This is a genomic window from Bacillus sp. C28GYM-DRY-1, assembly GCF_030519405.1.
Lineage (GTDB): Bacteria > Bacillota > Bacilli > Bacillales > Bacillaceae > Bacillus > Bacillus spizizenii_A.
This window is the reverse complement of the sequence record NZ_JAUMKF010000001.1, coordinates 341,272-362,453: the sequence shown is the minus strand read 5'-3', so window position 1 is coordinate 362,453 and position 21,182 is coordinate 341,272. Positions and strand designations below refer to the sequence as shown.

The following is a 21,182-nucleotide window of genomic DNA, read 5'->3' as shown; positions in this document are numbered from 1 at the left end:
GAAGACCATGTCATATCCTAAAAAAGTGAAAATCAAAGAAGTCGGTCCGCGTGACGGCTTACAAAACGAGCCCGTATGGATACAAACAGAAGATAAAATTGCTTGGATTAACCAGCTATCCCGGACAGGGCTTTCGTATATTGAAATCACATCCTTTGTTCATCCAAAATGGATTCCGGCGCTTCGAGATGCTATCGACGTGGCAAAAGGCATCGACCGTGTAAAAGGGGTAACGTACGCGGCACTTGTCCCGAATCAAAAGGGGCTGGAGAATGCGCTTGAAGGAGGCATTGACGAAGCTTGTGTCTTTATGTCTGCAAGCGAGACGCACAATAGAAAAAACATCAATAAATCCACCTCTGAAACTCTTCAAATTCTTAAACAAGTAAACGATGACGCAAAAAAAGCAAACCTCACAACAAGAGCCTACCTCTCAACCGTTTTCGGCTGTCCGTACGAGAAAGATGTCCCCATTGAACAAGTCATCCGCCTCTCTGAAGCCCTATTTGAATTTGGGATTTCTGAACTGTCGCTTGGAGATACGATCGGAGCGGCAAATCCCGCCCAAGTTGAAACCGTGCTTGAAGCTCTTTTGACACGATTTTCGGCCAATCAAATTGCCCTGCATTTTCATGATACGAGAGGAACGGCTCTGGCCAACATGGTCACAGCTCTCCAAATGGGCATCACTGTGTTCGACGGCTCGACAGGCGGACTTGGGGGCTGTCCATATGCTCCAGGTTCGTCCGGAAACGCTGCAACTGAGGATATCGTATACATGCTTGGACAGATGGACATCAAAACAAATGTAAATCTTGATAAACTGCTATCCGCAGCCAAATGGATAGAAGAAAAAATGGGCACACAGCTGCCAAGCCGAAATTTACAGGTTTTTAAATCATCATTATAAAAGAGAGGGCAAATACAATGGGAGAATCAATTCTTTTTACTATCCAAAATGAACATATTGCATTGATCACCTTAAACAGGCCTCAGGCTGCAAACGCTCTTTCAGCGGAAATGCTTAGAAGCCTGCAATTGATTCTTCAGGAAATTGAATTCAACTCAAACATCCGCTGCGTTATCCTCACAGGCACCGGTGAAAAAGCGTTTTGCGCGGGGGCAGATCTGAAAGAACGGATAAAACTGAAAGAAGATCAGGTTCTGGAAAGTGTATCTCTCATTCAAAGAACTGCGGCTTTACTTGAATCCTTGCCGCAGCCGGTCATAGCTGCGATAAACGGAAGCGCATTAGGCGGCGGGCTTGAATTGGCATTAGCATGCGACCTTCGAATCGCAGCTGAATCTGCTGTGCTGGGCCTTCCAGAAACAAGGTTAGCCATTATCCCAGGCGCCGGAGGAACCCAAAGGCTGCCGCGTCTGATTGGCAGAGGAAAAGCAAAAGAATTAATTTATACAGGCACACGTGTAACTGCACACAAAGCAAAAGAGATAGGTCTTGTAGAGCAGGTCACGGCTTCTTGTGACCTCATGCCAAAAGCAGAAGAACTGGCCGCAGCCATTTCTGCTAACGGGCCGATCGCTGTCCGTCAGGCTAAATTCGCAATCAATAAAGGGTTGGAAACAGATCTTGCTACAGGTCTGGCGATTGAACAAAAAGCATATGAACATACCATTCCGACAAAAGACAGGAGAGAAGGGCTTCAGGCGTTTCAAGAAAAAAGACGGGCCATATATAAGGGAATATAAAAGGGAGGCAATGCTCATGGATTATGAAAAGGAACGAACAGAACGGGCCGAACGAATACAAAAAGGCGGGGCGGAAAAGTATCATCAGAGCAACCAAGAAAAAGGTAAGCTCTTTGTCAGAGAGCGGCTTGCTCTTTTGTTTGACGATGACATCGAGCTTGAAGACGCTTTTTTTGCGGAATGTATGTCAGACGGGCTTCCCGCTGACGGAGTCGTAACCGCCATCGGCAAAATCAGCGGCCAAACCGTCTGTGTGATGGCAAATGATTCAACGGTTAAAGCAGGGTCATGGGGAGCGAAAACCGTTGAAAAAATCATCCGCATTCAAGAAACAGCCGAAAAATTAAACTGTCCGCTCATCTATTTAGTCGATTCAGCGGGTGCCAGAATCACCGACCAAATCAATGTCTTTCCAGGGAGACGCGGTGCAGGAAGAATTTTTTACAATCAAGTCAAATTATCGGGACGCATTCCGCAAATCTGCTTGCTTTTCGGCCCGTCTGCGGCAGGAGGCGCTTATATTCCAGCCTTCTGTGACATTGTCGTCATGGTAGAGGGTAACGCCTCCATGTATTTAGGCTCGCCGAGGATGGCAGAAATGGTCATTGGCGAAAAAGTGTCCCTCGAAGAAATGGGAGGCGCCCGTATGCATTGCTCAATCTCAGGCTGCGGAGATATTCTTGCAAAAACTGAAGAAGAAGCCATACGTCTGGCACGGGCTTATTTATCATACTTTCCGGCAAATTATCAAGAAAAAGCGCCCATGCAAAAGAAACGCCCGCCAAAACACTTCGACATCCCGCTTGCCGACATCATTCCGCAAAACCAAAATGCACCTTTTGATATGAATGAGCTGATTGAGCGGGTCATTGATGAAGGCTCATTTTTTGAAATCAAAGCTTTATTTGCACCAGAATTAATAACGGGCCTCGCACGAATCCAAGGACAGCCTGTCGGTATTATTGCAAATCAGCCAAAGGTAAAAGGAGGCGTCTTATTCCACGATTCCGCAGACAAAGCGGCTAAGTTTATTACCTTATGTGACGCGTTTCATATCCCATTGCTGTTCTTAGCAGATATCCCCGGCTTTATGATCGGCACAAAGGTAGAACAAGCGGGTATTATCAGGCACGGGGCAAAAATGATTTCAGCGATGTCGGAGGCAACTGTACCAAAGCTCTCTGTCATTGTCCGAAAAGCGTACGGTGCGGGGTTGTACGCAATGGCTGGGCCGGCCTTTGAACCAGATTGCTGCTTAGCGCTCCCAACCGCTCAAATCGCCGTCATGGGTCCTGAAGCAGCTGTAAATGCCGTCTATGCTAAAAAAATCGCCGAGCTGCCGATAGAAGAGAGGGCCCAATTTATCAGCAGCAAACGGGAGGAATATAAAGAGGACATTAATATATACCGCCTGGCTTCAGAGATGATCATCGATGCCGTGATCCCAGCCAATTCGCTGCGGGATGAGCTGGACAAACGGCTGAAGGCATACATGACAAAGGAAATGACATTTACAAATCGAAAGCATCCGGTTTATCCTGTATAAATAAGCAGGGACTTAAGGAGCGCAAAAGCGCTCCTTATTTATGATTTACAATAATTTTATTATGTAAACCAATTAACCTTGCATAAAACACCATGTTTTTTAGAATAGTAAATAAAAGCTGCCGCACCTCTAGCGGCAATTTCCAGTTCATCATAAAAAGGGGCCTGCATGATGTATCATTTATATTCACATAACGACTTGGACGGAGTAGGGTGCGGAATCGTAGCAAAATTGGCATTCGGAAAAGATGTTGAGGTCCGGTATAACTCTGTCAACGGCTTAAACGCTCAAGTCCAGTACTTTTTAGAAAAAGCGAAAGAGAACAACAGACAAGACGCGTTATTCATTACCGATCTCGCCGTCAACGAAGAAAACGAAGAGAGATTGAATGAGTATGTTCATGCGGGCGGAAAAGTGAAGCTGATTGACCACCATAAAACAGCCCTTCATTTAAATGAGCATGAATGGGGATTTGTTCAAGTGGAATACGATGATGGACGGCTTTCATCGGCCACATCGCTTTTATATGGCTATCTCGTTGAAAATGGTTTCATGAAACCGACAAATGCCTTAGATCAATTTACAGAGCTCGTCCGCCAATATGATACATGGGAGTGGGAGCGGTACGATCAAAAACAGGCGAAGCGGCTTAATGACCTTTTCTTTTTGCTGTCAATTGATGAATTTGAAGAAAAAATGATTCAGCGTCTTTCTGCGCATGATGAATTTTTCTTTGATGATTTTGAAGAAAAGCTGCTTGATTTAGAAGACGCAAAAATCGAGCGCTATCTACGGAGAAAGAAAAGGGAAATGGTGCAAACCTTTGTTCATGAACACTGTGTAGGTATCGTTCACGCAGAATCGTACCATTCAGAGCTTGGAAACAGGCTTGGAAAAGAAAATCCGCATCTCGATTACATTGCGATTTTAAGCATGGGGTCAAAACGGGTCAGCCTGCGCACCATTCATGATTACGTCGATGTGTCAGAAATCGCCGGCCGATACGGAGGAGGAGGGCATGCAAAGGCATCAGGCTGTTCGATAACCGACGAAGTATACGAATTGTTTATTGCTGAAGCATTCCGGATTGAACCTGTCCGCCCAGATGCTTTCCGTAATATCTATAACCTAAAGGGATCGGCGAACGGAGCATTATATGAAAATCGCGCACAAATGAGATTTTTTCTGTTTCCATTAGACAACGAGTGGAATATCCAAATTAACGGAGAAACCCAGGATGAAACATTCGCAGCTTTTGAAGAAGCAGAGTGGTTTATAAAAAGAAATTATGCAGCATCACTCGTGCGGGATGAAGTATTTGTCGCATTTTTAGCGGAGCATTTGAAGCAGGCAAATCAGCATCGCAGATAAAAAAATATGCATAGGGGAGAATCAATCATCCCTATGCATATCCGCTAGCTATCGTTTAAATATAGCTGCACGTTTTTTAATCAGAAAATAAAGGGCGATAACGACAATAGCCAGTATCATAATCGGCGTAGTATAAGTGCCCGCTATGTTCTCAACGTCATCCCACTGACTTCCGAGCTGAATGCCTAAATAAACAAAGAGGATAGACCACGGAATGATAGCAAGCACAGTCAGTACCACAAATTTAAGAAACGGCATTTTGGCAATGCCTGCGGGAATGGATATCGCATGTCTGACAACTGGTATAAAACGTGCCGAGAAGACAACACCCGTGCCGTACTTTTGAAACCAGTTTTCTGACATGTCAATATGATGCTTTTTAATCAATAAGTACTTCCCGTATTTGTCCAAAAACGGTCTGCCGCCATAGCGTCCAATCCAATAAATAAAGATCTGGGCAATGGTGCCCCCGATAACACCCGCAATGATTGCGCCAATAAATCCAATCGTGCCTTCCGATACCATATAGCCACCATAGGCCAATACAATTTCACTCGGAATAATTTCAATCATCAAGCCAATCGCAATGCCCGCATATCCCATGTTCGTCAGCCATGTTAAAATTTCGCTTATCAAACTGCCCACATTCTTCACACCTGTCCTAATCTTTTTCTCTATTATATGACGGATTGACGAGCAAGATGGTTACAATTTTTTATCGCAGCAATTCTTTCGTTTCCCGTTTGATCACATCTTCTAAATAGGCCAAAAGCTGAGATCTCATTTCGGGGCGCATTAAGCCGATTTCAGTGCTCGCTTTAAAACAGCCCAGCTTATCGCCAATGTCATATCGATTTCCTTCCAGCAGCTTGGCATGGATAGGCTGCTCACGGCAAGCTTCACGAAGCGCATCTGTAAGCTGAATTTCGTTGCCCGCGCCTCTGCCAATGGACTTTAAAACGGGGAAGATCGATGAATTCAGCACATAACGTCCCATCACGGCGATTTCCGAAGGTGCTTCTTCAGGAGAAGGCTTTTCCACTAAATCTTTCACTTCAAATACAGATCCGTGAGAAGCTGATGCATTGATAATACCATATTTACTGACATCCTCAGGCAGAACGGACTGTACACCGACAACCTCTGTACCGTATGCATTGTATACATCCATTAATTGCTGAAGAGCCGGTGTTTCAGACACCATAATATCATCGCCTAAGAGAACGGCGAAAGGCTCATCTCCGATAAAATGCTCCGCACACAGCACCGCATGGCCTAATCCGAGCGGTTCTTTCTGGCGGATGTAATGAATGTTGGCCAAATCGGCAATCTGCTGCATTTCCTTAAGCGTCTCCATCTTGCCTTTTTCCCGCAAATTGAATTCCAATTCCGCCGACCGGTCAAAATGATCTTCAATCGAGCGTTTGTTTCTCCCTGTAATAATCAGTATATCTTCAATTCCTGACTCTGCGGCCTCTTCTACAATGTATTGGATTGCTGGTTTGTCGACGATCGGGAGCATTTCTTTCGGCTGCGCCTTTGTCGCCGGCAGAAATCTCGTTCCTAAACCCGCTGCGGGAATGACCCCTTTTCTCACTTTTTTTCTCATTCATCTTCACTCCTGATCCTGTATGTTTTTCAGCGAATCTCCAAATACCCAGATTCGGTTTCCGATAAAATTCACCATCATTCCGCCGATAGTGGCGGCGAGCTTACTCACCAAAAGCGAACAGCCGCCTTTTTGAAACAAATAAAGCAGCAAAAAGGTAATCCCAGACGCGGCAATATTAATCATGAGAAAGCGCACGATCTCTTTCCCGCCGGCCTTACGTTTAACACGAAACGTCCAACTCCGGTTCCACACATAGCTGTTGATGATACCTGCCGAATAGGAGCAGATCTGCGCCGGCAGATAAGGGACATGACAAGCGGTGAGAAGAAAGAAGACACCAAAATCTATCAGCGTATTGCCGACGCCCACGGTGCAAAAACGGCCTAATATCTTTATTTTTTCTTTCAGCATAACGGCACCCGGCTTTGACCTCCCTTCATAAAAGATGCGGATGGCTGTCTTATTTGTTGATATGGATTACTTTAGCGGACAGTGTTGAATAAACAATTAATAAAATATGAACAAAACATGAAAAGTAATGAGGCCTGCAGATTCATTAAGTTACCATTTTTATAGTTTGGGTTGGCGCATTTTGCTAGGAACCTAAGTGTTAACGTTATTTAGTTAACATTAATTTCCAGGTGAGAAAGAACGTGATGCAGAAAAAACATATTACAGTGTCAGAATGAGAACTTCCCAGGACGTTCCGATGAACAAGACGGAAAACAGCTCATCACTTACAACGGTTACAGGAAGCGGTGAATGCTTATTACATAAAGGCTTCTCGGACACCTGATTTTATGCAGATTCAGCTTGAAAGCGTTAATGAACCGGTCAAAACGATCCGCCCTTTAACGATTGCCGTACATCAATCAGCTACGGTAGAAAAAGGGCAAACCACAGGTCAGGCCGTAGTCATTGACGGCGTATATACCGTTCAATAGTTCTTATACTCTTGAAAAAAACAGCCGCTCTGAACGGCTGTTTTTTGTGCCTGAATATCTAGTTCACATATAGATGACAAAATATGACGGGTTTCGAAAGGGGTTTGCGGAATGTTAACGAAATGTCTTACAAAGAAGAGAACAATGGAAACAGGAATCAGCAGAAGAAGCAGCCGGAATTCAATAGATTGAAAAGTTCCGCGCTTTGATTCCCTATCAGCCTACAGCAAGACTGAACCAGAACCAAAACAATTTGTTTCTAATGATATATTCCTCTTATGATGATGCAGCTCGCATTCAGCAATGTAATGGACCGATTTACTGCTTCAATCAGTTTCCAAGCAGGATCATTCATATGTTCTGCGTCGTATTTCAACCTCGCAGAGTTTACTCATCAAGATCCATTTCTTGTGCAACATCTATAAACAAGCGCCATCAGTTTACAATCCTTCACAGATATACAGATTAATTTTTATAAAAAAACAAAAAATATGGAATTTCTGACACAATTATGTCAATAGACCTAAAACATATGAACATCGAGGGCGCGGTCTAAGTGATGAAGAGTCGGTAACAGCCTTCCATTCCGACTCCTGTCATCTCTCTTAAAGACTGATTTTTCGGTGTCAGCCCCATTTTATATTTAATGAACAAATGTAATCCAGGCCCTTTGTAAAACCGAACAATAACTCCTACAAAAGTATTCTATACACATTTATTATAATCATGCTAGGATGTTAGATAAAGGGATATTTTGTATAATATTGTATAGTTCAGTGTGATCGGAGGGAGCTCATGAACAATCTTGCCTTTTTATTTCCTGGACAAGGATCTCAATTTGTAGGAATGGGCAAAAGTTTTTGGAATGATTTTGTGCTCGCAAAGAGATTATTTGAAGAAGCGAGCGATGCAATCTCCTTGGATGTAAAAAAACTGTGTTTTAACGGTGATATAAATGAACTGACAAAGACAATGAATGCGCAGCCCGCTATTTTAACCGTCAGTGTGATTGCTTTTCAAGTGTATATGCAGGAGATAGGGGTTAAGCCTCGCTATCTTGCAGGTCATAGTTTAGGCGAATACTCTGCGCTTGTCTGTGCTGGCGCTCTTTCATTTCATGATGCCGTTACACTTGTAAGGCAGCGGGGAATTCTTATGCAAAATGCGGATCCTCAGCAGCAGGGGACGATGGCCGCCGTGACTCAGCTCCCTCTTCAAACATTGCAAGAAATATGTTCGAAAGTGTCGACGGAAGAATTTCCCGCAGGTGTCGCCTGCATGAATTCAGACCAGCAGCATGTGATTTCCGGACATCGGCAAGCTGTGGAACGTGTCATCAGGATGGCGGAGGAAAAGGGGGCCAAATATACTTATTTGAATGTCAGTGCGCCTTTTCACAGTTCGATGATACGATCAGCATCCGAACAATTCCAGACTGTATTACACCAGTATTCCTTCCGGGATGCCGCATGGCCGATCATTTCGAATGTCACGACGCACCCTTACAGCAGCGGAAATTCGATCAACAAACATCTCAAGCAGCACATGACGATGCCGGTAAGATGGACAGAATCGATGCATTACTTGCTTTTACACGGAGTGACGGAAGTCATCGAAATGGGCCCAAAGAATGTCTTAGCCAGTCTGCTGAGAAAAATAACGAATCATATTGCACCTTATTCTTTAGGGCAGACATCTGATCTTCATCTACTTTCCAATTCAGCGGAAAGAAATAAAAATATTGTCCACTTACGCAAAAAACAATTGAATAAATTGATGATTCAATCCACCATTGCGCGAAATTACAATAAGGATTCATTGGCTTATTCCAACATGACGAAGCCATTATTTACGCAAATCCAAGAGCTGAAAAAGAGAATGGAAATACATGAAGATGAGCTTTCAGAACAAGAACTCGAACATTCGATCCATTTGTGCAAATTAATTTGCGAGGCTAAACAGCTTCCGGCTTGGGAACAATTACGGATTTTAAAATAAAGCGCCCAGGAGGGGACCTATGTATACCATTCAATTCCAAACCTTAGTCGATGTCATTCGGGAAAGAAGCAATATCTCTGATCGCGGGATCCGTTTTATCGAATCCGATAAAAAAGAGACAGTTGTCTCTTACCGCCAATTGTTTGATGAGGCACAGGGGTTTCTTGGCTATTTACAGCATATCGGCATTCAGCCGAAGCAGGAAATTGTATTTCAAATCCAAGAAAACAAATCATTTGTCGTTGCTTTTTGGGCTTGTTTATTAGGAGGAATGATCCCGGTACCGGTCAGTATCGGAGAAGATGATGACCATAAGCTGAAGGTCTGGCGCATTTGGAATATATTAAATGATCCGTATCTGATTGCCTCTGAGAAAGTATTGGTTAAAATAAAGAAATACGCCGCAGAACACGATTTACAAGATTTCCATCATCAATTAAACGAGAAATCTGACATTATTCAAGATCAAACCTACGATTACCCCGCTTCTATATATGAACCTGATGCGGATGAACTGGCCTTTATCCAATTTTCTTCAGGATCGACAGGACATCCAAAAGGAGTCATGTTAACGCATCACAACTTAATACATAACACGTGTGCCATTCGAAATGCTCTGTCCATTGATTCGAAAGACTCTTTCTTATCTTGGATGCCTTTAACGCATGATATGGGGCTCATCGCCTGCCACCTTGTTCCCTTCTTAGTCGGAATCAATCAAAATCTAATGCCTACAGAATTATTTATTCGCAGACCTATCCTTTGGATGAAAAAAGCTCATGAACATAAAACCAGCATTCTATCCTCTCCTAATTTCGGATACAACTACTTCCTTAAATTTCTGAAAAACGAACCAGACTGGGATTTATCCCATATCAGAGTCATCGCAAACGGTGCAGAACCGATATTGCCGGAGCTATGTGACGAATTTTTAAAAAGATGCGCAACATTCAATATGAAAAGATCCGCCATTTTAAATGTTTACGGTTTAGCGGAAGCTTCAGTCGGCGCAACGTTCTCTAAAACAGGCGAAGAATTCGTCCCCGTTTATTTGCATCGCGATCATTTAAACCTCGGCGAAAGAGCTGTAAAAGTCAGCAAAGAAGATCAAAATTGCGCTTCATTTGTCGAAGTGGGACAGTCTATTGACTATTGTCAAATTCGAATCTCCAACGGAGAAAATGAAAGAGCAGAAGACGGAATCATCGGCCATATCCAGATCAAAGGAGACAATGTGACGCAAGGGTATTATAACAACCCCGAAAGTACGGACAGAGCGATGACTTCTGACGGCTGGGTAAAAACAGGAGACCTTGGATTCATTAGTGAAAGTGGTAACTTAGTCGTAACCGGAAGAGAAAAGGACATTATTTTTGTGAACGGAAAAAATATCTACCCTCACGATATTGAACGGGTCGCGATTGAAATGGAAGAGGTTGACTTAGGAAGGGTTGCCGCCTGCGGTGTATATGATCAAAAGACGAGAAGCGGAGAAATCGTGCTCTTTGTTGTTTTCAAAAAATCACCTGAAAAATTTGCCCCGCTTGTCAAAGAGATTAAAAAGTATTTGTACAAGCGGGGCGGCTGGAACATAAAAGAAGTCCTTCCAATCCGGAAGCTTCCAAAAACAACCAGCGGAAAGGTTAAGCGATATGAACTGGCCAGACAGTATGAGGCAGGGAATTTTTCGATAGAGTCTGCTGCCATCAATGAATTTTTGGAGAGCAGCCCTGAAAAATCCGGACAGACGCCGATTCATGAGATAGAAACGGAATTGCTGTCTATCTTTTCCGAAGTTCTCGATGGAAGAAAGGTTCACCTCACTGATAGTTATTTTGATATGGGAGCAAATTCATTACAGTTATCGCAGATTGCTGAGTGCATAGAACAGAAATTTGGGCGCGAGCTTGCCGTTTCCGACCTCTTTACGTATCCTTCCATCACTGATTTAGCGGCATTTCTGTCTGAAAACCATGCTGAAATCAAGCATGATGTGACAGAGAAGCGAAGCCAAATGTCGCCGAAAGACATTGCCATTATCGGAATGTCGCTCAATGTCCCGGGAGCATCGACTAAAAGCGATTTTTGGAATCTGCTTGAAAAAGGAGAGCACAGCATTCGAGAATACCCTGCATCTCGGCTGAAAGATGCGGCGGATTATTTAAAGTCCATCCAAAGTGAATTCAATGAGAATCAGTTTGTTAAAGGTGGCTATTTAGATGAAATCGACCGCTTTGATTATTCGTTCTTCGGTTTAGCTCCTAAAACGGCTCAGTTTATGGATCCAAATCAAAGACTGTTTTTGCAGTCTGCATGGCATGCGATGGAAGATGCGGGCTATGCCGGAAACAGCATGAACGGGAGTCGGGTCGGGGTATATGCAGGGTACTCGAAGGTGGGCTACGATTATGAACGCCTCCTTTCTGCCAATTATCCGGAGGAACTTCATCAATATATTGTAGGCAATCTTCCTTCAGTGTTAGCCAGCCGAATCGCTTATTTCTTAAATCTAAAAGGGCCGGCGGTCACAGTGGATACAGCTTGTTCTTCATCGCTTGCTGCCGTTCATATGGCGTGCAAATCTTTAAATTCTGGCGAGTGTGTAATGGCTATTGCCGGAGGTATCCGGACATCGCTCTTGCCGATGCGTATCGGACTTGATATGGAATCTTCGGACGGATACACGAAAACGTTCAACAAAGATTCAGACGGCACGGGCTCAGGTGAAGGCGCGGCGGCAGTCCTATTAAAACCTTTGCAGGATGCGGTTCACGACGGAGACCATATTTACGGCGTGATCAAAGGGAGCGCGATGAATCAAGACGGAACAACCGCCGGGATTACTGCACCGAACCCGGCAGCTCAGACTGAGGTCATTGAAACGGCCTGGAAAGACGCGGGCATTGCTCCTGAAACGCTGTCATTCATCGAAGCACATGGCACCGGAACCAAGCTTGGAGATCCGGTTGAATTTAACGGGCTTTGTAAAGCATTTGAAAAGTATACGGCAAAAAAACAATTTTGTGCGATTGGTTCTGTTAAATCGAACATCGGTCATTTGTTTGAAGCGGCAGGCGTCGTTGGGCTGATCAAATCTGTCCTCATGCTGAATCAAAAGAAAAACCCGCCGTTAGCCCACTTTAATGAACCCAATCCGTTCATCCATTTTCACTCTTCACCGTTTTATGTAAATCAGGAAGTTGCGGAGTTTACATCCGGGGATGAGCCGCTGCGGGGCGGAGTCAGCTCGTTCGGTTTTAGCGGAACGAATGCTCATGTGGTGTTGGAAGAATATATTTCTCAAAGTGAGGAAGCACTCGCGGACGAAAATGAGCCGCACCTATTTGTTTTATCCGCTCATACTGAAAATTCACTCTATGAACTCGCGCAGCAGTATCGGCAATATGTATTGGATGGCAGCCAAGCTTCATTGAAGTCCATTTGCTATACAGCCAGTACAGGAAGGGCTCATTTGGATCATGGTATGGCCATGGTTGTATTCAGTAAGCAAGAATTATGTGACAAGCTGACCTCCGTGGTTCAAGGAGACAGCCATCTTCCCGGGGTACACATTGGTTATAAGAACTTGAAGGAAATGCTGCCTGCTCATAAAGAAGAGCTGAATAAACAAGCTGCTGATCTGATTGAGCAGTGTATACGTACGCATGATGAACGAATCACGTGGCTGAATCGCGCCGCCGAATTATTTGTGCAAGGAGCCGTTATAGATTGGCGCGCGCTTTATGCCAGTGAAACTGTACAAAAAACGCCATTGCCCTTATATCCGTTTGAACGGAACCGATGCTGGGCTGAAGCTGACCATTTGCGCTTAAACGAGGACGAAGAGAGAGGAGAACCGGCATTGAATATCAATCAAACGAAGGCGCATATTGAATCCTTTCTGAAAACTGTAATCGGCAATGCTTCGGGAATCAGAGCGGATGAACTCGATTTGAATGCGCATTTTATCGGGCTCGGAATGGATTCCATCATGCTGTCACAGGTCAAAAAAGCCATCGCTGACGAATTTGGTGTAGACATCCCGATGGATCGTTTTTTCGATACGATGAACAACCTTCAAAGTGTCATAGATTACTTGGCTGATACCGCTCCATCGTCCTTTGCATCCGCACCGGCTCAAGAGAATGTTCCGGCGGAGGAAAAACTGGTCATTTCAGAAACACAGCCTAAATCTGGTCACAGAGAAGAGCATCAAGAACACATGCTCGAAAAAATAATCGCTTCTCAGAATCAATTAATTCAGGATACCTTGCAGGCTCAATTAAATAGCTTTAATTTGCTGAGAAACAGCGGACATCATTCCGATGTGAAAGACTACGCTAAAGCACTAGAAAATTCAATTCCTTCTGTCAAGCAAGGGACGCCGACCGCCACTGCAGAAAAGAAATTGGCTCAAGAAGCGAAACCCTATGTTCCTTTTCAGCCCCAGAACCTGTATGAACAGGGACACTATACCGCACAGCAAAGACGATATTTAGAAGATTTCATCGGGAAATACGCAGATAAAACGAAAGGTTCCAAACAATATACGGACAAAACCCGATTTGCTCATGCAAACAACCGCAACTTGTCCAGTTTCCGTTCATACTGGAAGGAAATCGTGTACCCGATTATTGCCCAACGTTCTGACGGTTCCAAGATGTGGGATATTGATGGAAACGAATATATCGATATCACCATGGGATTCGGGGTTAATCTTTTCGGGCATCATCCGCCCTTTATTACACAGGTTATTGATGATTCAATCCGTTCATCATTGCCTCCGCTCGGCCCGATGTCGGATGTCGCCGGTGAAGTTGCCGATCGAATCCGCACATGTACCGGGGTAGAAAGGGTCGCTTTTTATAATTCCGGAACAGAAGCCGTCATGGTTGCCCTTCGTTTGGCAAGGGCGGCAACAGGAAGAAAGAAAGTTGTGGCGTTCTCAGGCTCTTATCACGGTACGTTTGACGGCGTATTAGGGGTTGCCAGTACAAAAGGCGGGGCTGCGTCTGCGAATTCGCTTGCTCCGGGCATACTGCAGAGCTTTATGGATGATTTGATTATTTTGCATTACAACAATCCAGATTCGCTCGATGTGATTCGCAGTCTTGGAGATGAATTGGCAGCTGTATTGGTAGAACCTGTACAAAGCCGCAGGCCGGATTTGCAGCCGGGAGCATTTTTGAAAGAACTGCGGGCGATCACGCAGCAATCCGGGACAGCCCTGATTATGGATGAAATTATTACCGGATTTCGGATCGGTCTCGGCGGCGCGCAGGAATGGTTCGGCATTCAAGCCGATTTGGTGACCTACGGAAAAATCATCGGCGGCGGACAGCCGTTAGGGATAGTTGCCGGAAAAGCTGAGTTCATGAATGCGATCGACGGGGGAATCTGGCAGTATGGGGACGACTCCTATCCACAGGATGAGGCGAAACGCACGTTTGTGGCCGGCACCTTCAATACTCACCCGCTTACCATGAGAATGTCATTAGCCGTGCTTCGCCATTTACAAACCGAGGGAGAACACCTGTATGAGCAGCTAAACCAAAACACTACCTCCCTGGTCGATCAGTTAAATCGCTACTTTGAACAATCACAGGTGCCTATCCGTATGGTTCAATTCGGTTCTTTATTCCGTTTTGTCTCATCGCTTGATAACGACTTGTTCTTTTACCATCTCAATTATAAAGGGGTTTATGTATGGGAAGGACGCAACTGCTTCTTGTCTGCTGCGCATAGCGCGGATGATATTGAACATATCATTCAAGCCGTTAAAGACACGGTGAAGGATCTTCGCCGAGGCGGATTTATCCCGGAAGGCCCGGATTCCCCTAACGACGGCAGCCATAAAAAATCCGGGACGTACGAGCTTTCACCTGAACAAAAACAATTGGTTATGGCATCCCATTATGGGAATGGAGCTTCTGCAGCTTTAAACCAGTCCATTATGCTAAAAGTGGAGGGTGAACTGCAGCATACGCCGTTAAAACAAGCCGTGCAGCATATCATCGACCGCCACGAGGCTTTACGTACGGTGATTCATGTAGATGACGAGGTACAGCAGGTGCAGGAACGGATAAATATAGACATTCCTGTCATTGATTTTACCGGTCACCCAGATGAGAAACGGGAGTTGGAAATGCAGAATTGGCTGACAGAAGATGCCAAGCGGCCATTTCATTTTCATGAACAAAAGCCCTTGTTTAGAATCCATGTGCTTACATCGACTCAAGATGAACATCTGATTGTGCTCACGTTCCATCATGTCATTGCCGATGGATGGTCAATCGCTGTTTTTGTTCAAGAGCTGGAGAGCAACTATACAGCAATTGTACAAGGAAAACCGTTTCCGCCAAAAGAGGCTGCTCCTTCATTTCGTCAATATTTAGACTGGCAGCAGGCGCAGATTGATAGCGGCCATTATGAAGAAGGCGTCCGTTATTGGCGGCATTATTTCTCTGAACCGATACAGCAGGCAGTCCTGCCGAGCGTCGCTTCCGCCCGTTATCCGAACGGATATGAGGGAGACAGATGTACCATCAGGCTTGGACGGCCTTTAAGCGAGGCTTTAAAATCATTAAGCATTCGGATGAAAAATAGTGTATTTGTGACGATGCTGGGCGCATTTCATCTTTTTCTGCACCAGCTGACCAAACAGACGGGTCTTGTGATCGGGATTCCTGCAGCAGGTCAATCGCATATGAAACATCATGCTCTGATTGGAAATTGCGTCAATATGATTCCTGTGAAGAACACGTCTTCTTCAGAAAGCACTTTATCCGGTTATCTTGGCAATATGAAAGAAAACGCGAATCACGCCATGCAGCATCAAGCTGTTCCGATGACACTGGTAGCCAGACAGCTTCCGCACGATCAAGTGCCGGATATGCGTATTATCTTTAATTTGGACAGGCCTTTTCGAAAGCTGCATTTCGGAAAGGCGGAGGCGGAGCCCATTGCATACCCGGTGAAACGCATGCTGTACGATTTATTTCTTAACATAACAGACGCGAATGAAGAATATGTTCTTGATTTCGACTTTAAAACGAACGTCATCAGTCCGGAAATCATGAAAAAGTGGGGAGCGGGCTTTACGAAATTGCTGCAAAAAATGGTTGAGGAGGATTCTGTCCCTCTTGATGCCCTGATGATGTTTTCCGATGAAGAACAGCAAGATTTACAAGAACTGTATGCCGATCACCAGCAGCGGGTCTCTTCAATAGTAAGCAATACGGCAAACTTTGCTGACGCCTATGAGGCGCCGGCAAATGAAACGGAGCAACAGCTGGCGCAGATTTGGGAGGAACTTTTCGGCCTTGAGCGGGTTGGAAGATCAGATCGCTTCCTGGCTCTGGGAGGAAACTCACTCCAAGCGACGCTGATGCTTTCCAAAGTTCAGAAGACATTTCATCAAAAAGTTTCCATCGGACAATTTTTCAATCACCAGACTGTTAAGGAATTAGCACGTTTCATTGAGAATGAAAAGAAAGTCATGTACCTCCCGATGAAGGCTGCTGAGAAAAAAGCGCATTATCCGACATCACCGGCGCAGCAAAGAGTATATTTCCTTCACCAAATGGAACCGGATCAATTGGCTCAAAATATGTTCGGCCAAATATCAATTATAGGGCAGTACGATGAGCAGGCCCTGATTTCTTCTCTTCAGCAAGTCATGCAACGGCATGAAGCGTTTCGCACGTATTTTGAAATCGCAGACGGCGAAATTGTCCAGAAACTTGAAAACGAAGTTGATGTTAACGTTCATGTTCGGACAATGAGCCGGGACGAATTTGATGACTATGCAGACCGGTTCGTAAAACCATTCCGCTTGGAACAAGCTCCTTTGGTCCGCGCGGAGCTGATCAAGATTGATAACGGGCAGGCCGAGCTGCTCATTGATATGCATCATATCATTTCGGACGGTTATTCCATCAACATCCTTACAAATGAATTGCTGGCCTTATATCATCGGAAATCATTACCGGACATTAAATTTGAATATAAAGATTTCGCAGAATGGCAGAACCAATGGCTGAATGAGGATGCCATGAAGCAGCAACAGACATATTGGCTGGAACAATTTCAAGAAGAAATCCCGGTTCTTCAACTGCCGACAGATGGTTCAAAAGCGGCGGTACGGTCTTCCGAGGGGCAGCGCGTGACGTGCTCTCTGCAGCCGAATGTAATCCGTTCGCTGCAAGATCTGGCGCAAAAGGCGGGAACGACCCTTTATACGGTGCTTCTGGCCGCCTACAAAGTGCTGCTTCATAAATATACAGGACAAGAAGACATTGTCGTAGGCACGCCTGCTTCAGGAAGAAATCATCCGGATGTCGAAAATATCATCGGGATTTTCATTCAAACCATCGGAATCCGGACGAAGCCGCACGCCAATAGAAAGTTTACGGATTATCTGGAAGAAATAAAGCGGCAGACGCTTGACGCTTTCGAAAACCAAGACTATCCATTCGACCGGCTGGTTGAAAAATTAAATGTACAGCGGGAAACAACAGGAAAATCACTGTTTAACACGATGTTTGTGTTTCAAAATATTGAATTTCATGAAATAACGCACAATGAATGTACATTTAAGGTGAAAGAGCGAAACCCCGGAGTCTCTTTATATGATTTGATGCTGACGGTCGAAGATGCCGGGCAACAGATAGAGATGCATTTTGATTTTAAACCGGGACAGTTTGAACAAGAAACTATTGAACAGATCACAAAACACTATATCAGCATTTTACACAGCCTTGTAAAGCAGCCGGAGATGACGTTGTCTTCCGTTCCTATGCTGTCTGAAACCGAACGGTATCAATTGCTGACGAAGTTTAATGACACAAAAACATCGTATCCGCATAACGAAACGGTTTCTCGATGGTTTGAAATTCAGGCGGAACAGCGGCCTGAGCATGAAGCCGTTATTTTTGGCAATGAGCGGTATACGTACAGACAGCTCAATGAACGGGCAAACCAATTGGCGCGAACGTTACGGAGAAAAGGCATACAAGGGGATCAATTCGTTGCCATCCTCTCTCCGCATTGTATCGAGCTGGTTGTTGGAATTTTGGCTGTGCTGAAATCCGGCGGCGCATACGTGCCCATTGACCCTGAGTATCCGGAGGACCGGATCCATTATATGCTGAGGGATTCAAAAGCGAAGATTGTGTTGACACACCACAACCTGCAAGATCAATTACCTTATGATGGTGAAGTTGTGCTTTTGGATGAGGAAAACTCTTATCATGAAGACCGCACAAATCTTGAATTATTCAGCAATGCGCATGATTTGGCCTACATGATCTATACGTCGGGTTCCACTGGAAATCCGAAAGGTGTACTCATTGAGCACCAGGGGCTGGCCAATTATATCTGGTGGGCTAAAGAAGTTTATGTGACAGGAGAGAAAACCAACTTCCCCTTATATTCCTCCATTTCTTTTGACCTGACGGTGACTTCGATATTTACACCGCTGGTGACGGGAAATACCATCATTGTCTATGACGGAGAAGACAAAAGCGCTGTGCTTTCTGCGATTATGCAGGACTCAAGAATCGACATCATCAAATTGACCCCGGCACATTTGCATGTAATCAAGGAGATGAATATAGCAGGCGGCACCACAATACGGAAAATGATTGTGGGCGGAGAAAATTTAAGCACCCGTCTGGCCAAAAGTGTCAGCGAGCAGTTTAAAGGCCGGCTGGACATTTTCAATGAGTACGGGCCGACGGAAACTGTCGTCGGATGTATGATTTACCGTTACGACGCAAAACGGGACAACCGGGAATCTGTACCGATCGGCACTGCGGCTGCCAACACGGACATTTATGTGATGGATGCAAACAGAAACCTGGTTCCGATCGGGGTAATCGGTGAAATGTATATCAGCGGACCCGGTGTTGCCAGAGGGTATTGGAATCGCCCAGATTTAACGGCAGAGAAGTTCGTTGATAATCCGTATATCCCGGGAGCGAAGATGTACAAATCAGGGGACTTGGCTAAGCGATTGAGGGATGGAAATCTTGTATATGTGGGACGCATCGATGAACAAGTCAAAATCAGGGGACACCGAATCGAACTTGGTGAAATCAAAGCAGCGATGTATAACGTGGAAGCAGTGCAAAAAGCCGCTATTACAGCCGAAGAAGCAGAAGACGGCTTAATACAATTGTGCGCGTATTACGTAAGCGACAAACCCATAGCGGCTGGGCAGCTTAGGGAACAATTGTCATCGGAGCTCCCGGACTACATGGTTCCGTCCTATTTTGTCCGTCTTGAGCATATGCCATTAACGTCCAACGGGAAAATAAACCGTAAAGCACTGCCCGCACCCGAAGCAAGTCTGCAACAGACAGCTGAATATGTTCCGCCGGGCAATGAGGTGGAGTCCAAACTGACAGATTTATGGCAGGAAGTGCTCGGAATAAGCCGTGCGGGGATCAAACATAATTTCTTTGATCTCGGAGGAAATTCCATTCGCGCGGCGGCCTTAGCCGCTAGAATTCATAAAGAGCTGGATGTAAACCTGACGCTAAAAGACATATTCAAGTTTCCTACCATTGAACAATTGGCTGACAAGGCGTTACACATGAACAAAAATCGATATACACCGATCCCGGCAGCAAAGGAAATGCCTTATTATCCAGTTTCTTCAGCTCAAAGGCGAATGTATTTGTTAAGTCACGCAAAGGGCGGCGAGCTGACTTACAATATGACGGGTGCCATGAGTGTGGAAGGGACGATTGATCCCGACCAGTTAAACGCCGCTTTCCAAAAATTAATCGAGCGTCATGAAGCTTTGCGGACCAGCTTTGAATTATATGAAGGCGAACCGGCACAGCGTATTCATCAGAACGTCGAATTTACAATAGAACGTATTCAAGCAAGCGAAGAAGAAGCGGACGATCGTGTGCTTAATTTCATCCAAGCGTTTGATTTAGCCAAACCGCCGCTGATGCGGGCCGCACTGATTGAACTAGAACCTGCGCGGCATGTGCTTGTGGTTGATATGCATCATATCATTTCTGACGGCGTATCCGTCAACATTTTGATGAAAGATTTAAGCCGGCTCTACGAGGGGAACGAACCCGATCCGCTTTCTGTTCAATATAAAGACTATGCAGTTTGGCAGCAATCAGATATTCAGAAACGGAATATCAAGAGTCAGGAAGCGTACTGGCTGGATCAGTTTCGTGATGACATTCCTGTACTGGACATACCTGCGGATTACGAGCGGCCTGCCGTACGTGATTACGAAGGCGAATCCTTTGAATTTGTTATACCGGAACACTTGAAACAAGGCTTAAGCCAAATGGAAGAAAACACAGGAGCAACACTGTATATGATTTTATTGGCAGCCTATACGATTCTTTTATCCAAATACAGCGGACAAGAGGATATTGTCGTAGGAACGCCATCTGCCGGGCGGAATCATTTGGATGTGGAGTCGGTCGTGGGAATGTTCGTCAATACGTTAGTCATCCGCAATCAGCCGGCGGGCCGTAAAACATTTGATGCCTACTTAAACGAAGTAAAGGAAAACATGCTGAATGCCTATAAAAATCAAGACTACCCGTTAGAAGAATTGATTCAGCATTTACATCTTTCGAAAGATCCAAGCCGCAATCCTTTGTTCGATACGATGTTTGTGCTGCAAAATCTCGATCACGCTGAATTGACACTCGATTCCCTTCAGCTCAAGCCGTATCAGTTTCATCATCCGGTTGCCAAATTCGATTTGACCTTGTCGATTCAGGCGGACCAAGACAACTATCACGGCCTGTTTGAATATTCGAAAAAACTGTTTAAGAAAAGCAGAATCGAGGCTTTATCAAACGACTACTTACACATTCTATCCGCGATTTTAGAACAACCAAGCATTCTAATCGAACATATCGGATTGAGCGGCAGCTATGAGGAAGAAGAGAACATGCTTGATTCTATTCAATTGAACTTTTAGGGAAAAGCATATATTTATTTGTTTAAATTATAC

At 44.8% G+C, this 21,182-nt stretch carries 10 protein-coding genes; 7 read left to right on the top strand and 3 right to left on the bottom strand.

Annotation, left to right across the window (positions count from 1 at the left end; genetic code table 11):
- The first annotated feature begins 7 nt into the window (after window positions 1-7).
- From ldeG to nrnB, 4 genes are all read left to right on the top strand, one after another.
- The gene (ldeG, locus tag Q3W56_RS01720) at window positions 8-910 is read left to right on the top strand and encodes a hydroxymethylglutaryl-CoA lyase (protein WP_302894276.1); all 903 of its coding nucleotides are present in this window, start codon (window positions 8-10) and stop codon (window positions 908-910) included.
- Window positions 911-927: 17 nt separating this feature from the next.
- Window positions 928-1,710 (top strand): enoyl-CoA hydratase, encoded by a 783-nt coding sequence (locus tag Q3W56_RS01715; RefSeq protein WP_302894275.1) that lies wholly within the window; start codon window positions 928-930, stop codon window positions 1,708-1,710.
- A 10-nt stretch (window positions 1,711-1,720) separates the two neighbouring features.
- Window positions 1,721-3,256, top strand: a complete 1,536-nt coding sequence (locus Q3W56_RS01710; protein ID WP_302894274.1) for an acyl-CoA carboxylase subunit beta — start codon at window positions 1,721-1,723, stop codon at window positions 3,254-3,256.
- A gap of 171 nt (window positions 3,257-3,427) precedes the next feature.
- Window positions 3,428-4,627 carry an oligoribonuclease NrnB gene (gene nrnB, locus Q3W56_RS01705; protein WP_302894273.1) on the top strand — a complete coding sequence of 400 codons (1,200 nt, stop codon included), beginning with the start codon at window positions 3,428-3,430 and terminating at the stop codon, window positions 4,625-4,627.
- Window positions 4,628-4,675: 48 nt separating this feature from the next.
- On the opposite strand, the gene uptA is transcribed toward nrnB, so the two are convergent.
- The 3 genes from uptA to Q3W56_RS01690 form a co-directional block, all read right to left on the bottom strand.
- Window positions 4,676-5,272 (bottom strand): undecaprenyl phosphate transporter UptA, encoded by a 597-nt coding sequence (gene uptA / locus Q3W56_RS01700; protein WP_019714549.1) that lies wholly within the window; start codon window positions 5,270-5,272, stop codon window positions 4,676-4,678.
- Between the two features lie 70 nt (window positions 5,273-5,342).
- Window positions 5,343-6,236 (bottom strand): UTP--glucose-1-phosphate uridylyltransferase GalU, encoded by an 894-nt coding sequence (galU, locus tag Q3W56_RS01695; protein ID WP_302894272.1) that lies wholly within the window; start codon window positions 6,234-6,236, stop codon window positions 5,343-5,345.
- A 6-nt stretch (window positions 6,237-6,242) separates the two neighbouring features.
- Entirely contained in the window at window positions 6,243-6,650 is a 408-nt protein-coding gene (locus Q3W56_RS01690) for a GtrA family protein (RefSeq protein ID WP_302894271.1), read from the bottom strand.
- 347 nt (window positions 6,651-6,997) lie between these two features.
- Between Q3W56_RS01690 and Q3W56_RS01685 the strand changes: the two genes are divergently transcribed.
- The 3 genes from Q3W56_RS01685 to Q3W56_RS01675 all read left to right on the top strand — a co-directional run bounded on the left by Q3W56_RS01685 (window position 6,998) and on the right by Q3W56_RS01675 (window position 21,149).
- Window positions 6,998-7,183 carry a 6-carboxyhexanoate--CoA ligase gene (locus Q3W56_RS01685; RefSeq protein WP_302894270.1) on the top strand — a complete coding sequence of 62 codons (186 nt, stop codon included), beginning with the start codon at window positions 6,998-7,000 and terminating at the stop codon, window positions 7,181-7,183.
- A gap of 795 nt (window positions 7,184-7,978) precedes the next feature.
- The gene (fabD, locus tag Q3W56_RS01680; RefSeq protein ID WP_302894269.1) at window positions 7,979-9,181 is read left to right on the top strand and encodes an ACP S-malonyltransferase; all 1,203 of its coding nucleotides are present in this window, start codon (window positions 7,979-7,981) and stop codon (window positions 9,179-9,181) included.
- 19 nt (window positions 9,182-9,200) lie between these two features.
- Window positions 9,201-21,149 (top strand): non-ribosomal peptide synthetase/type I polyketide synthase, encoded by an 11,949-nt coding sequence (locus tag Q3W56_RS01675; protein WP_302894268.1) that lies wholly within the window; start codon window positions 9,201-9,203, stop codon window positions 21,147-21,149.
- The last annotated feature ends 33 nt before the right edge of the window (window positions 21,150-21,182 follow it).

Coding starts and splice junctions, on each gene's coding strand:
- ldeG (WP_302894276.1), top strand. CDS start 8: ATGTCATATCCTAAAAAAGTGAAAATCAAAGAAGTCGGTCCGCGTGAC.
- Q3W56_RS01715 (WP_302894275.1), top strand. CDS start 928: ATGGGAGAATCAATTCTTTTTACTATCCAAAATGAACATATTGCATTG.
- Q3W56_RS01710 (WP_302894274.1), top strand. CDS start 1,721: ATGCTCATGGATTATGAAAAGGAACGAACAGAACGGGCCGAACGAATA.
- nrnB (WP_302894273.1), top strand. CDS start 3,428: ATGTATCATTTATATTCACATAACGACTTGGACGGAGTAGGGTGCGGA.
- galU (WP_302894272.1), bottom strand. CDS start 6,236: ATGAGAAAAAAAGTGAGAAAAGGGGTCATTCCCGCAGCGGGTTTAGGA.
- Q3W56_RS01690 (WP_302894271.1), bottom strand. CDS start 6,650: ATGCTGAAAGAAAAAATAAAGATATTAGGCCGTTTTTGCACCGTGGGC.
- fabD (WP_302894269.1), top strand. CDS start 7,979: ATGAACAATCTTGCCTTTTTATTTCCTGGACAAGGATCTCAATTTGTA.
- Q3W56_RS01675 (WP_302894268.1), top strand. CDS start 9,201: ATGTATACCATTCAATTCCAAACCTTAGTCGATGTCATTCGGGAAAGA.